Origin of the sequence: Pseudoalteromonas sp. ECSMB14103, from assembly GCF_000813065.1 — a bacterium.
In the GTDB taxonomy this organism is placed as follows: Bacteria; Pseudomonadota; Gammaproteobacteria; order Enterobacterales; family Alteromonadaceae; genus Pseudoalteromonas; species Pseudoalteromonas marina.
The window spans coordinates 98,021-113,543 of the sequence record NZ_JWGY01000001.1; the positions used below are offsets into that span (position 1 = coordinate 98,021).

11 protein-coding genes are annotated in these 15,523 nt (G+C 41.5%); 9 read left to right on the forward strand and 2 right to left on the reverse strand.

From position 1 onward, the window contains the following. Positions 1–98: 98 nt before the first annotated feature. From RF53_RS00400 to tldD, 8 genes are read left to right on the forward strand one after another with little or no spacing between them, the layout of a single operon-like run. Positions 99–1,142, forward strand: coding sequence for a rod shape-determining protein (locus tag RF53_RS00400; RefSeq protein ID WP_002958401.1), 1,044 nt, complete (start codon positions 99–101; stop codon positions 1,140–1,142). Next, a complete protein-coding gene (gene mreC / locus RF53_RS00405) occupies positions 1,142–1,984 on the forward strand; it encodes a rod shape-determining protein MreC (RefSeq protein WP_006793122.1) in 843 nt (280 codons plus the stop codon). The genes RF53_RS00400 and mreC overlap by 1 nt, the downstream gene beginning before the upstream one ends. After that, on the forward strand, positions 1,977–2,456 hold the full coding sequence (mreD, locus tag RF53_RS00410; RefSeq protein ID WP_006793123.1) for a rod shape-determining protein MreD: 480 nt from the start codon (positions 1,977–1,979) through the stop codon (positions 2,454–2,456). The genes mreC and mreD overlap by 8 nt, the downstream gene beginning before the upstream one ends. Further along, the gene (locus RF53_RS00415) at positions 2,456–3,025 is read left to right on the forward strand and encodes a Maf family protein (protein ID WP_039036275.1); all 570 of its coding nucleotides are present in this window, start codon (positions 2,456–2,458) and stop codon (positions 3,023–3,025) included. The genes mreD and RF53_RS00415 overlap by 1 nt, the downstream gene beginning before the upstream one ends. A 1-nt stretch (position 3,026) precedes the next feature. Further along, on the forward strand, positions 3,027–4,499 hold the full coding sequence (gene rng, locus RF53_RS00420) for a ribonuclease G (protein WP_006793125.1): 1,473 nt from the start codon (positions 3,027–3,029) through the stop codon (positions 4,497–4,499). Next, a complete protein-coding gene (locus tag RF53_RS00425) occupies positions 4,499–8,362 on the forward strand; it encodes a YhdP family protein (RefSeq protein ID WP_039036276.1) in 3,864 nt (1,287 codons plus the stop codon). The genes rng and RF53_RS00425 overlap by 1 nt, the downstream gene beginning before the upstream one ends. Beyond that, positions 8,355–9,194 (forward strand): carbon-nitrogen hydrolase family protein, encoded by an 840-nt coding sequence (locus RF53_RS00430; protein WP_039036277.1) that lies wholly within the window; start codon positions 8,355–8,357, stop codon positions 9,192–9,194. Before RF53_RS00425 ends, RF53_RS00430 begins: the two co-directional genes overlap by 8 nt. After that, positions 9,191–10,630 (forward strand): metalloprotease TldD, encoded by a 1,440-nt coding sequence (gene tldD, locus RF53_RS00435; RefSeq protein ID WP_039036278.1) that lies wholly within the window; start codon positions 9,191–9,193, stop codon positions 10,628–10,630. The genes RF53_RS00430 and tldD overlap by 4 nt, the downstream gene beginning before the upstream one ends. Before the next feature lie 52 nt (positions 10,631–10,682). Here the strand turns inward: tldD and RF53_RS00440 are convergent, their stop codons facing one another. Further along, entirely contained in the window at positions 10,683–11,537 is an 855-nt protein-coding gene (locus tag RF53_RS00440; RefSeq protein ID WP_039036279.1) for a mechanosensitive ion channel family protein, read from the reverse strand. Positions 11,538–11,723: 186 nt separating this feature from the next. Then, entirely contained in the window at positions 11,724–13,085 is a 1,362-nt protein-coding gene (gorA, locus tag RF53_RS00445) for a glutathione-disulfide reductase (RefSeq protein ID WP_006793130.1), read from the reverse strand. 331 nt (positions 13,086–13,416) lie between these two features. Here gorA and prlC point away from each other — a divergent pair, with 331 nt between their 5' ends. Then, the gene (prlC, locus tag RF53_RS00450) at positions 13,417–15,456 is read left to right on the forward strand and encodes an oligopeptidase A (RefSeq protein WP_039036280.1); all 2,040 of its coding nucleotides are present in this window, start codon (positions 13,417–13,419) and stop codon (positions 15,454–15,456) included. Positions 15,457–15,523: the final 67 nt, after the last annotated feature.

Here is a 15,523-nt window from a genome sequence, read left to right on the forward strand (position 1 = left end):
AATTCACAAAGGCGCTGCACTTTATATTGCTCATCAAAATGAGCATGTTAAAGTGAGGCAGCTAATATAAGAACGTATTTCAAAGGTCATCCAGCCTCATGTTTAAAAAACTCCGTGGTATTTTTTCTAACGATCTGTCGATCGACTTGGGTACAGCCAATACCCTAATTTATGTAAAAGAAGAAGGTATTGTTCTAAACGAGCCTTCAGTTGTTGCTATCCGTCAAGAGCGTGCTGGTGGCCCTAAAAGTGTTGCATCGGTAGGTACCGAAGCAAAACAGATGCTAGGTCGTACGCCGGGTAATATTAAAGCAATCCGCCCAATGAAAGACGGTGTAATTGCTGACTTTTATGTAACAGAAAAAATGTTACAACACTTCATCAAGCAAGTGCATAACAATAACTTTATGCGCCCAAGTCCGCGCGTACTTATTTGTGTACCATGTGGTGCAACGCAAGTAGAAAAACGCGCAATTCGTGAATCTGCAATGGGCGCTGGCGCTCGAGAAGTTTACCTAATTGAAGAACCAATGGCTGCGGCAATTGGTGCGGGTTTACCGGTATCAGAAGCAACAGGCTCTATGGTTGTTGATATTGGTGGTGGTACAACTGAAGTTGCTATTATTTCACTAAATGGTGTGGTTTACTCATCATCAGTACGTATTGGTGGCGATAAATTTGACGAAGCTATTATTAACTATGTACGCCGTAACTTTGGTAGTTTAATTGGTGAAGCAACCGCTGAAAACATTAAGCACCAAATTGGTTCTGCGTTTAAAACAGATGAGCCAATTGAAATCGAAGTACGTGGCCGTAACCTAGCTGAAGGTGTTCCACGTTCATTTACGCTTAACTCACATGAAATCTTAGAAGCGCTTCAAGAGCCTCTAATGGGTATTGTAAGTGCAGTAATGGTTGCCCTTGAGCAATCGCCACCAGAGCTTGCATCAGATATTTCTGCGCACGGTATGGTACTGACTGGCGGTGGTGCACTATTAAAAGATTTAGATCGCTTATTAATGGAAGAAACAGGCATTCCTGTTGTTGTTGCTGACGACCCATTAACGTGTGTAGCACGTGGCGGCGGTAAAGCATTAGAAATGATTGATGTTCACGGTGGTGACGTTTTTAGTTACGACTAATGAAATTAATGTTTGGGCGCACTGTCTCTTTGCAACTGCGACTTTTTGTCGCAGTGCTTTTGAGTATCGTACTCATAGCTGGAGATAGGTACACAGAAGGTGGAACCGTTGTGCGCACCAGTTTAAATACACTGGTTAGCCCGCTTATTTATGTTGCCAACTTACCTTATGAGTTATTTAGCATTGGTGCTAAAAGCTTACACACGCGAGACCAACTCCTTACTGAAAACGAAGCACTGAAAAAAAAGCAAATGCTACAAAGTGAGCAGTTGCAACAGTACCAATTTTTAGCCAGAGAAAACCAAAAGTTACGTGCATTACTTGGTTCGTCAGCAAAACAATCTAATCGTAAAATTATTGCACAAGTATTATCGGTTCACTCAAACCCCTACAGTCATCAAGTTGTTATTAACCGTGGTACTACAGACGGCATAAGCGAAGGACAAGCGGTAATAGACGAAATGGGGGTGGTAGGGCAGCTTACTAAAGTAGGTTCCACTACGTCGCGCGTATTATTGATGACCGATACAACTCACGCAACACCTGTGCGCATACTTAGAAACGACGTACGAACCGTAGTTGAAGGCATTGGTAAAATTAATGTGGTTAAGCTTTCGCATGTTCCACACAGCTTAGATGTGCGTATTGGTGATGTATTAGTGACTTCAGGGCTTGGGGGCACATTTCCTGAGGGGTACCCTGTCGCCATTGTTACAGAGATTAACCGAGATGAAGGTCGTCCATTTGCACAAGTATATGCAGAGCCTATTGCGTTGCTTGACCGTATTCGCTTACTTGTAATTTTATGGCGCAGTCAGCAGGAGCAAATAAACGATGATTAACCGTTATTCATTGTTAATTGCGCTGAGCATATTTTTTGCTTTAATTATGGCGCTAATGCCGTTGCCATTTTCGTTTGAACCATTTAGACCTGATTGGGTCTTATTAGTACTTATGTATTGGTCATTGGCCGTGCCACATCGGTTGAATATTGGTACTGCTTGGGTGGTCGGTTTACTCATTGATTTAGCGTCAGGCTCACCTTTAGGTGTTAACTCGCTGACATTTTCGGTATGTATATTTATTACTGCAAGTAACTTTCAAAAAATTCGTAACTTCTCGCTTTGGCAGCAAAGTTTGTTAATTGGTTTGTTTTTAACGCTGTATCATTTAATGCAGTTTTGGCTAAACCATTTTTTGCTTGGTGTTTACTTTAACCCACAATACTTATGGCCGGTATTTACTGGCATGATTAGTTGGTTTTGGGTGTTTTTATTACTTCGTAAATACCGCAGACATTTTAGGATCAGATAATGAATACTGCCGTATATCTGGCATCAGCTTCTCCTCGTCGTAAAGAGCTATTGGCTCAACTTGGTATCGAATTTTCGCAATTTAGTGTTGATGCAGACGAGAGCCAACTCCCTAATGAACTTCCTCATGCCTATGTAGAGCGCTTAGCGAGGCTAAAAGCTTGCTCAGGTGTCAAGCTTGGTTACACAGACCGGCCAGTACTAGGTAGTGACACAGTAGTTGTTATTGATAATGAATCGTTGTGTAAACCACGCGATGAAGCCGATTTTACGCATACACTTAAACGCTTGTCTGGAAACACTCACCAGGTACTAACCGCTATTGCTTTTGCGACTGAAGATAAAGTGCTTAGCCAAGTTATCAGTACCGATGTGACATTTAAAAAACTGAGCGATGAAGAGATTAAAGCCTACTGGCAAAGTGGTGAGCCGCAAGATAAAGCCGGTGGTTATGGTATTCAGGGGCTAGGTGGTCGCTTTGTTACACATATTGCGGGTAGCTATTTTAGTGTTGTCGGTTTACCTTTATATGAGACTGAACAATTATTACACGCATTTTTAAGAGGGTAGCATGAGTACAGAATTACTGATCAACGTAACACCGAGTGAAAGTCGTGTTGCCCTAATCGAAAACGGTGTGCTACAAGAGATTCAGTTAGAACGAATTGGTAACCTAGGCATTGTTGGCAATATCTATCTAGGAAAAATAAGCCGCGTTTTACCTGGAATGCAGGCCGCTTTTGTTGATATTGGCTTAGAAAAAGCCGCATTTTTACATGCATCAGACATAGTAAACAGTGCCTCCATTGTTGAAGGTGTTGACGATGTACCAATAAAAAAAGTGCAAGATATACGAGAGTTAGTGCGCCAAGGTCAATACATTATGGTGCAAGTGGTTAAAGATCCATTAGGCACGAAAGGCGCGAGACTCACTACCGACATCACTATTCCATCTCGCTACTTAGTATTTATGCCAGACGCAACGCATGTTGGTGTAAGCCAACGGATAGAAACTGAAGAAGAGCGATCTCGACTTAAAAAAATTGTTGCTGAATATGGCGATGAAAATGGCAGTTTTATAGTACGTACCGCGGCTGAAGGTGCAAGCGAAGCAGAGTTAAGGCACGATGCTGGTTTTTTAAGAAAATTATGGGAAAAAATAACCGCACGTCGTAAAAAAACCAGTAAAGCAACCATATTACATGAAGACCTAACGCTTGCCTTTAGAACACTGCGTGATTACGTAGGTGAAGACATGGAACGTATTCGTGTTGACTCAAAGCTTACCTACCAAGAGCTAAAAATATTTACCGAAGAATTTGTGCCGCAACTTTCACAGGTACTAGAGTACTACCCGGGTGAGCGACCTATATTCGATTTATTCGATGTAGAAAACGAAGTGCAAAAAGCGTTGCATCGCAAAGTCACGTTAAAGTCAGGCGGGTACATCATTATTGATCAAACAGAAGCGATGACTACGGTTGACGTAAACACCGGTGCGTTTGTCGGCCATCGCAATTTAGAAGAGACTATTTTTAACACTAATGTCGAGGCAACGTCGGCCATTGCGCGCCAGTTAAGACTTCGTAATTTAGGTGGAATAATTATTATCGACTTTATCGATATGGTCAGCGAAGAGCATAAAAGTCGTGTATTACATTCGTTAGAATCGGCGCTAGCTAAAGATCGCACTAAAACAAATATCAATGGTTTGTCGGCACTTGGGCTAGTTGAAATGACCCGAAAACGCACCCGCGAAAGCTTAGAGCATATTTTATGTGATGTATGCCCGGCATGTTCAGGGCGTGGCTCACAAAAAACAGTCGAAACGGTATGCTACGAAATATTACGTGAAATTGTTCGCGTAAACCGCGCCTACGCAGCCGATAAATTTATGGTTTATGCAGCCCCAGCAGTAAGTGAAGCCTTACTTAATGATGAATACCACAATCTTGCGGAGCTTGAACTATTTATAGGTAAGCAAGTACACATACAAACAGAAAGCTTATACAGCCAAGAACAGTTTGATGTGGTAATGATGTAATGAATGCAAAAGCGGTCTGTTTTTTTTGTTTTAGAAAGTTATGGCAAACCTGCGCCATAATTTTAGTATTACTGGCCGTTATTGTTTCAATATTAAAGTACACACTCCCTTACGCAAATGATTACAAAGGTGATATAGAAACCTACCTAGACGAAAAGTTTGCTATTAGTTTGTCTATTGGCGCTATTTCAGCAAGCTGGCAGGGAAATGGCCCAGCCCTTGTGCTTGAAGATCTATCGTTTAAAGACAACGAAACTGCGCCAATTTCCCTCACTATTGCAAAAACCAGCTTAGAGCTTAATTTATGGGAAAGCATTAAAACCCTGCAGTTAAAGTCTAACTACTTTGTTATAAATGGCTTTCATACCACGGTAAACGTGGCAGACCTGTTTGAAAGCGGTAACCAAGATGATGTTTCGTTTGAGCAAAAAGAGCTTATAGAAGGGCTGTTTTTAGGTAATACCGGTCATTTTGCAATAGAAAACTCCAGTATTAATTTTGTTTTAGACGATAACAAAGAGCGAAAACTCCTACTTGAAAATATCATTTGGCAAAATGAAGAGTCTCAACATTTAGGTAGCGGAACATTAGCTTTACCAGGCATCACAGTGGGCACCTTTGATGCACGCATTGCTCTCAAAGGTGAAAGCTTAGAAGAAGTTGCTGGCAATATGTATGTCCAAGCCAATAAGGTGGATGTGTCTAATTGGTTGGCGCAATATATAAATACTGAAAAACAACAATTAACTAGCGATATCAATTTACAGGCGTGGTTAAAAATTGAAAAAGGCCTAATTGACGATATAAAAATGCAGTGGCTGCCTAGTTCTGTTACTTGGTTTAAAGAAGCGCAAAGCCAGCAAGTTAGTTTAAGTGAAGGTGGCTTTCATCTTTATCCCGAGCAAGGTAATTGGTTTTTAAAAAGCACTGGTTTAGCGTTTAATAACAATAATACGACATGGCCAAGCTTAGAGTTTGAGGCTCAACTTGGTGAAAATAATCAAATTTGGTTAAATCAAATAGATATAGCGCTACTGGCTAACTTGGCAGCGCTGACAAATTTTGACTCTCTCGACGCGTTTTTAAAACGCAAACCAAGTGGTCAAATACAGCAGGCGTACGTTAATTACGAGAGTAACCAGCAGTGGCAAGTATGGTTTAACGCCAATAACATAGGCTGGCAAGAGCTTAATTCAGTGCCTGCTGCGCAAGGTTTACGCGTAAGCGGTTTATTAAATCAAGATAAAGGCCGTATCAGCTTATTTGGCGAAAACGGCACTTTATTAACTGGCGATAGTTTTAGTGACAACATTAATTATAACCAGCTCAATATAGAATTAGACCTCGCAAAGCAAAATAATAACTGGCGTATTAGCAGTGATAATATTTGGTTTGATAACAATGAGGTAACGCTAGCCGCAGAAATGCAGCTGAGCTTTGGTGATACACCGCGTCTTGATTTATACGCAGAGGCATTTGCAGAGGATGCCAGTATTGCCGGTCATTATTTTCCGTTAAAAGCGATGAGCCCAGAATTAGTTAGCTACCTAAACGGGGCTATAAAAGGCGGTGAAATATCAAAAGCGCAGGTTCTATTTGCAGGGCCGTTATCAGGATTTCCATTTAAAGATGGCTCAGGGCAATTTGATGTACTTGCTCAAATTGACAATGCCACCTATCAGTTCGACCCGCAGTGGCCAGCAGTAACAGATGCAAAGGTAAAGCTACATTTTGCTAATGAACGCATGGACATTTACAGCCAACAAGGCTCTTTGGTTAATTTAGATGTGGGTAATAGCGTTAAAGTTAGCATTAATGATTTAATGAATGCCGATGAGCTGGTGGTGCAAATAGATAAAAAAGCACCGATGGAAAACCTGTACACCTTTTTTAAATCCACGCCCATTGCGAGCCCGTTAGCTGATATTTTTGAGGTAATACAAGGCCAAGGTGAAGCAGATGCCAGCATTGAGTTACTGGTAGGTTCAAAGTTTGAAGGTGGTGCTAGTGTTAGCGGCACTGTTAAGCTAGATGATTTACCTGTATTTATTGCCACACCCGGTATTGCGTTAAATAACTTAACTGGCGTGCTTAACTTTAAAAACGATAATATCGAACTTAAAAATGCCACTGCTACATGGCTTGGGATGCCGCTGGCACTTAATTACAACAGCCAAAGTGAAGCGAGTGACTACAAAGCAAACATAGATATTAATGCACAACTTGATGCCAATACCTTAATCGATAGCGGGCAAGGTATTTTAAAAGGGTCACTAGAAGGGCAAAGTGCAGTTGATATTGGACTTGTGCTTAATTTTACCGAGCAAGGGTTTAATTATCGTGCACAGGTTAAATCTGACCTTGTTGGGTTAACAAGTAAATTGCCAACACCATACAATAAAGCCGAGACACAACCGTGGGTTCTTGATGCGGTTGTTCAAGGCGATGACATTTCAAACCTTATAACTGCACAGGTAAATAAGCAGTTTTATTTTAATGCAATATTAGAAAATGGAAAATCGCAATTTAGTAATGCGCATTTTGTTATCGGTAAGCAAGATTTAGGGCTAAATTCACAAGATTTAAGCGTTTCAATAAACCTAGAGCAAACCGAACTTGTACCTTGGGTTGATCTTATTGATCAAATAATTAGTGCGGCCCAAAACGAGGATGACCCTGAATCACAAGGCATTATGCCACCACTTAATGAGATAGTCGCAAATATTGGCATGCTCGATATTAGCAGTATGGTGTTTAATGACTTTGAAATGCGCCTAGCTCCTGAGCAAAGCAATGTGTATTTAAAATTAAACGCCAAAGAACTGCGCGCAGGTGTATTTATTCCTACCTCGCAGCGCAGCCAGCCTATTCGATTTAACGCTGATTATTTACGGGTGAATTTTGCAGAGCAAATTGAAGCGCCCATCACTGAGGCTGCAAAAGCAGACCCTGACACCGATTTAACGTGGCTGACGAACTTACCGGCTATAGAGTTTGAATGTGCAGATTGTAAAATTACCAATTATCAGTTAGACAAAGTAAGCGCGTCGTTACTTGGTGACGGTAAACGTTTGGTTATTTCTGAGTTGGTTGTTGATAAAGGCGATCATATTTTGCGCACGAAAGGGCAATGGAAAGATGGCACCACACAGTTAAGCGGTGAAGTTAAAAGTGATGATATAGGCGCGTTGTTTGATGAGTTTGATATTACCACGGCTATTAAGGGCTCTAAGGCCACTATAAATTACAATCTTGCTTGGCAAGCCGCACCTTACTCATTTGATGTCCCGAGCCTCAGTGGTGAAATTGATTGGGATTTAGGAGAAGGGCACCTAACAGAAATTAGTGATGGTGGCGCACGGGTTTTTTCGTTGTTGAGCTTAGATTCGTTGGTTCGAAAACTAAAACTTGATTTTAGAGACGTATTTTCAAAAGGGTTTTTCTACAACAGCATGCAAGGTTCTATGCAATTAGAGAACGGTATCGCTTATACAAAAGACACTAAGATGGATGGCGTTCCGGCTGATTTAACCATTAAAGGCTACGCAAATTTAAATACGCTTGATATTAACTACGATCTTGCTGTTGCACCGCAGGTCACCTCAAGTATTCCCGTTATTGTGGCGTGGATGGTAAACCCTGTAACAGGGCTAGCAGCATTGGCACTAGATAAAGTAATACACTCTGCGCGCGTAATTTCTGAAATTAACTTTAAAGTGACTGGCACCATGAGTGAGCCTGTTGTTCAGGAGCTAGATAGAAAAAGCCGTGAAGTTACATTACCACAAGCGGCGCAAAACCAGCCCCAAGCTTCAGTCGATTTAAAACTTAAAGATGCTGAAGTAACCGCAACTAATGACTAATTTAGCGACCCCTAATAACCACAATATACTTGCTTTACAAATGTGTTCTGGTTTAAATGCTGACGACAATATTGCAGAACTTAAAAAAGCATTAAACACACTTCCCGCAACACGGCCATTGCTTGTATGTCTCCCTGAGGCCTTTTTAGTGTTTAGCAAAAGCGGTCACGATACGCTCTTAACAGCTAAACACATCGAGCAATACAAACGTCAAATAAGCCAATTATGTAAACACCATAATATTTGGTTAAACGCAGGCACAATACCAGAGCCATACAATAATACTAAATATTATGCCGCCTCACATTTATATAATAATCAAGGTGAGTGCGTCGCAACGTATAATAAAATACATCTATTTGATGTAAACGTTGATGATAAAACAGGGAGTTACCGCGAATCTGATTTTACCCAAGCAGGAAGTGATGTGGTTGTGGTTGAATCTCCCTTTGGTAAACTAGGTCTAACAGTGTGTTATGATCTGCGCTTTAGTGCCTTATTTACTGCGCTTGCACGTAAAGGTGCTGAAGTTATTTTAGTGCCAAGTGCATTTACAATGGTGACTGGTCAAGCACACTGGCAACCATTATTAGCGGCGCGAGCGATAGAAACCCAATGTTATGTGGTTGCTGCAGCCCAATACGGCACACATGAAAATGGCCGCCAAACGTATGGCCACAGTATTATTATTTCACCCTGGGGTAGTACTTTAAGTAATTTACCCTGTGGTACAGGTTTTATTAGCGCTAACGCTGATTTAGAGCCGTTACAAAAAATTAGACGAGATATGCCTGTGCAGTCTCATCAACGATTTAGAGAGCATTTATTATGAATTCGGTTGAACAGCATTTATTACACGACAGCCAACTAAATAGAGAAGAGCTCGAAAAAACGCTCGCTTACATACATCAGCACAAAGTAGATTACGCCGATTTATACTTTCAATCGAGTCATCACGAGTCGTGGGTACTGGAAGATGGCTTGGTAAAAGAAGGCTCATACAATGTTGAGCGCGGCGTTGGCGTACGTGCCGTAAGCGGTGAGAAAACGGGTTTTTCATATTCGGATGCTATCAACTTAGAAGCGCTCAACAAAGCCGCTACAGCAGCTCGCAGTATTGCCGATGCAGGTGAAGATAAAACGATTAAAGTATTTAGTGATGTATCAGCAAAAATGCAATTTGCACCACATCAACCAATTTCAAGTATGAGCGATAGCGATAAAGTGAATTTATTACGCGAGCTTGAAAACTACATTCGAGAACTCGCTCCCGACGCTGAGCAAGTAATTAGCTCTATGTCAGCAGTATACGAAGAAGTATTAATTGCGGCCAGTGACGGTACATTTGCTACCGATATTCGCCCGCTTATTCGTTTAAACTGCTCAGTATTGCTTGAAAAAAATGGCCGTCGTGAGCGCGGTGGCGCAGGCGGTGGAGCACGTTTAGATTACGGCTATTTTAAAGAGCTGGTAAACGGTAAACCACGTTGGATGGAGTTTGCACAAGAAGCTGTACGCCAAGCTAAAGTCAACCTAGAAGCTATTGACGCGCCAGCTGGCACTATGGAAGTGGTATTAGGAAATGGTTGGCCAGGTGTACTTTTACATGAAGCGGTAGGCCATGGCCTTGAAGGCGACTTTAACCGTAAAGGCGCATCAGCGTTTAGTGGCAAAGTAGGCCAAAAAGTGGCTTCTGAGCTATGTACCGTCGTTGACGATGGCACCATGGCCGATCGTCGCGGCTCTCTAAACGTAGATGATGAAGGCACGCCTGCTGCATATAACGTGCTTATCGAAAACGGCATTTTAAAAGGCTACATGCAGGATAAGCTAAACGCACGTTTAATGGGGGTAAACCCAACCGGGAATGCACGTCGTGAGTCGTATGCGCATTTACCTATGCCACGCATGACAAATACCTATATGTTGGGTGGCGAGCATAGCCAAGCCGATATTATCAGTAGCGTTAAAAAAGGCGTGTTTGCACCTAACTTTGGTGGCGGGCAGGTTGATATTACCTCGGGTAAATTTGTATTTAGTGCATCAGAAGCCTACTTAATCGAAAATGGTAAAATTACGCAGCCAATCAAAGGCGCAACGCTTATTGGTAATGGCCCTGAAGTCATGCAGCATATTTCAATGGTAGGTAACGACTTAGCACTTGATAAAGGCGTTGGCGTGTGTGGTAAAGATGGGCAGAGTGTTCCGGTTGGCGTAGGGCAACCGAGCCTTAAAATTGATCAGCTAACGGTAGGTGGAACAGCTTAAAGGCCTAACCGATAAAGTTTAGGCGCGAAACCGTTCGCGCCTAGCCACTTTATCAGTTAGTTACTTGGTTATTTACTTCGCTTAATGCAATTTTATGCTTCATTTCTTCTTCATACCATAGCGCCATAAAACACTCAGTGAGTTTATGCTCTATGTCCAGTGCCTGCTCGGTTGGGCAAAATAGTGTAAAGCGTGCTCTAAACTCCCCCAATTCGGTTGTTCCAAAGTGTATTTCTGGTGCAGGGCCCGATATTTTTGCATCTAGTTTTCGCTCAATAATCGAGTTGTAACGAGTGGCGAGCTCTTCAAACTCTTCACAGTACATTTTAGCTTTTACCGAGAGCGTGTCGTAAATTGGGTAAGGGTTAAAGCTCTCTTTTCGAACAATAGTAAAGCTATGAGTTGCAAAGCGTTTTACATAATTTAGATTTTTAATCGGGCTGGTGATGAGTTTATTATTAGGTATGTAAATCGTTTTTCTAGAAAACTGATAAGTGTGCATGTCTATTTCATGCATGGTTGTTTTTATCCAGTCTGTTTCTGCTACTTCACCGCAATATTCACCGACTTGCACCCAGTCGCCGACTCTAAATGGGCGTGTGGTGACTAAGTAAAAAAAGCCAATAACACATTGAATAAACTCGCGCGTAGCTAAAACAATGGCAACCGCAAAGGCCGCAATAGATAACGCAAAATTTTGAATTTCAGTCGACCACACAAACAACAGCGACAGCACCAACACAAAATTAATAAAATGCTTAATGTTATGTGCAATGTAGCGAATATCTTTGTCTTTTTTTTCTGCGCGGTTTCTCGCTAATTTATCAACAAGTACTTTTAATCCAAGTGCAAAACTAAGCATAACAATTGAAACAAGAAACGGGTGTAGCAATATATCAGTAATCATAATATCCAGTTGTAGGTATGTTGATAAACACACGCTAGTATATTGAGTTATTTAGCTAATAAGCAAATTTAACCTTAATAAAAAAGCCCCTTTGCACGTATGTGTAAGGGGCTTAAAGTTGTTAAATTAGTAAATAACCTGAACTCTGATTAAGTGATTTATTATCCAAAATTTAGGTTAAATAGCTTAGCGCATAGTAACAAACTCTTCAGATCCTGTTGGGTGCAGTGCAACAACAGCGTCAAAGTCAGCTTTAGTTGCGCCCATTTTCATTGCTACGGCAAAACCCTGAATCATTTCATCAACGGCAAAACCAAGGCCATGTAAGCCAACTACTTTTTCGTCTTCTCCTGCGCAAACTAGCATCATGTTGCATGCTTGGCGGTGCTGAGTTACCGCTGTGTACATAGCTGCAAAGCTTGATTTATACACTTTTACGTTTTCTGCGCCGTACTGAGAAATCGCTTCTTGCTCGGTTAAACCAATGGTACCGATAGGCGGATGACTAAATACGACTGTTGGTACTAGGCTGTAATCCATTTTTAAATCATCAGGGAGTGCTTTATTAAATAAGCGTTCTGATAACGTACGGCCTGCTTTAACTGCAACAGGAGTAAGCTCAATACCGCCTTCAATAATATCACCCACTGCATAAACGTTTTTAGCAGTCGTATTTTGGTACTCATCTACTTTCACATAACCGCTTTCATTTACTTCTACACCGGCTGCTGCAAGGTTTATCTTGTCTGTTGTAGGTGTGCGGCCAATGGCCCAAATAACCTGATCAACATTTTGGCTGTAACCGTTTTCAAAATGAATAGTTAAACTGCCGTCACTTTCTTTGATTACTTCTTTAGGGGAGCATTCAGTATGAAGAGTCGGACCTTCTTTAGCCATAATATCGACGAGCGTGTCAATTATGTAGGGGTCAAATGTACGTAGAGGCTTACTTTTACGCACGAATAAATGTGTTTCTGTGCCTAAACTATGTAATACACCTGCAATTTCTACGGCAATGTAACCTGCACCGATTACAGCTACGCGTTTAGGCTGTTCATTAAGTTCAAAAAAGCCATTTGAATCAATACCATGCTCAGCGCCCGGAATGTTTGGAATAGTAGGGCGCCCGCCTACAGCCACTAAAATATGATCGGCGGTGTAGTGTTCACCATTTACTTCTACTGTTTTGCTGTCAATAAAGGTAGCAAAGCCTTTAATAACGGTAACGCCATTACTTGCTAAACCGTTGTCGTACCCTTTATGAATTCGGCCAATGTAGGCTTCACGACTTTCTACTAGCTTGCTCCAATTAAAGTCTTTTACCTCAACGTTAAAACCGTAATCGGGTGCATATAAGTTAATTGCTTCGGCTACTTGTGCGCCGTGCCACATAACCTTTTTAGGCACACAGCCGACGTTTACACAGGTACCACCCATGTGTTTTGCTTCAATAAGTGCCACTTTAGCACCGCGCATTGCAGCTCTGTTTGCAGAAGCAATGCCACCGCTGCCACCGCCAATTGCAATGTAATCAAAGTGTTGTGTCATTTTAAGTCCTTAGGCGTTGAGTTTTATGCGCATAAGCATAACATTAAGTTTTAAAAATAAAGAGTGTTTAGATGACCTATGTTGAGTAAAAAAACATTCAAATTTACAGCTGTATCGATATAAAGCGACACGCTAAGTCAGTACCAAACAGAATATCTGCAGTACGTAACCGAGCTCGCTTTAGATTGCATTACCTGTAGGCATTTCATTATTACCGCGCCTAAAAGTAGTTATTAATGGCTTTTGAATAGCTAGATTAATAAAAGTATGTTGTTTTTTAACTTTTAGACCCAATCTAAAAATGAAATGCATTAACGCAAAGAGAGTATTTATGAGCAACCCACTAATTGGCCTTGAAGGCTTACCACCATTTTCTAAAATTAAGCCTGAATTTGTAGTACCGGCACTTAAAGACGGAATAGCAAATTGTCGAAAAGCCATCGATGACGTACTTGCGAAAAAGTCATACACGTGGGATGACTTAGTGTTACCACTTGAAGAGGCCGACGATAAACTATCGCGACTATTTTCGCCTGTTTCTCATTTAAATTCTGTTATGAATAACGACGAACTGCGTGAAGCATACGAGCAGTGTTTACCGCTTATTTCTGAGTACTCTACGTTTGTCGGCCAACATCAAGGTTTATACGAAGCGTATAATGCTTTGTACAACAGTGACGAATTTAAAACACTCACCACAGCACAACAAAAATCAATTACTAACGCCTTGCGTGATTTTAAATTGTCGGGTATTGCATTAGCGAGCGAAGATCAAAAGCGTTACGGCGAAATTAGTGCGCGTTTATCTGAGCTTTCATCTAAGTTTGGTAACAATGTAATGGATGCGACTTTAGCGTGGCACAAGCACATTACTGATGAAGCCGATTTAGTCGGACTCCCCGAGTCTGCACTAGCGCTTGCTGCTGACACAGCCAAAAGTAAAGAGCTAGACGGTTGGGTATTTACGCTTGATTTTCCATCTTACTTACCAATTATGACTTACGCTGATAACCGTGAACTTCGTAAAGAAACCTACACCGCATTTAGCACACGCGCATCTGATCAAGGCCCAAATGCGGGTGAGTTTGATAACTCAGACATAATGAAAGAAGCACTTGCACTTCGCCATGAGCTTGCGCAGTTATTAGGGTTTAAAAGCTACGCTGAAAAATCATTAGCAACAAAAATGGCTGAAACACCAGAGCAAGTGTTTTCGTTCTTAGAAGATTTAGCCGCTAAATCTAAGCCGCAAGCAGAGCAAGAAGTGGCAGAGCTCAGAGCGTATGCAGCACAAAAACACGGAATTACAGAGTTAGAAGCGTGGGACTTTGGCTACTACGGCGAAAAATTAAAACAAGAAAAATATGCAATTTCTGATGAAGTACTACGCCCATATTTCCCTGCTGATAAAGTGTTAAGTGGCTTATTTGAAACGGTTAACCGTTTATTTGGCATTAGTGTTAATGAAGTAACCGACTTTGATACGTACCATAAAGATGTGCGCTTTTTTGAAATTGTTGATAGCAATAACACGCTACGAGGACGTTTTTACTTAGATCTTTACGCACGCGATCGCAAACGCGGTGGCGCGTGGATGGACGATTGTATGGGTCGTAAGGTACGCGCTAATGGCGAGTTACAAACCCCTGTAGCTTATTTAGTATGTAACTTTAATAAAGCGGTAGGCGATAAACCAGCTTTGTTCACCCATAATGAAGTAACGACTTTATTCCATGAGTTTGGTCACGGTATTCACCACATGCTGACTCAAGTTGATGCTGCTCCCGTAGCAGGTATTAATGGCGTAGCATGGGATGCCGTAGAGCTACCAAGTCAATTCTTAGAGAACTGGTGTTACGAGGAAGAAGCGTTGAGCTTTATTTCGGGTCATTTTGAAACCGGTGAGCCATTACCAAAAGAATTGCTTGATAAGTTATTGGCCGCTAAAAACTATAACTCAGGCATGCAAATGCTGCGTCAAATTGAGTTTTCGTTATTTGATTTTAAAATTCATAACGATTATGTCGCGGGCGAGCCGTGTCAAATCCAAGCTGTATTAAACGATGTGCGCAGTCGTACATCCGTTGTTCACGCTCCTGAGTTTAACCGTTTTCAGCACGGGTTTAGCCATATTTTTGCAGGTGGCTACAGTGCCGGTTATTACTCGTATAAATGGGCTGAAGTATTATCGGCCGATGCTTACTCTAAGTTTGAGGAGGAAGGAATTTTTAACCCACAAACAGGGCAAGCCTTCATGCAGCATATTCTAGAAAAAGGCGGCAGTGAAGAGCCTATGGAATTATTTAAAAACTTCCGAGGCCGCGAGCCACGCGTTGATGCACTACTTCGCCACAGCGGCATCGCAGCTTAAAAATATGTCGTTTATTAAATTTAACAAAAGCGCCTTTTAGGCGCTTTTTTATTGTTTTTAGATAATA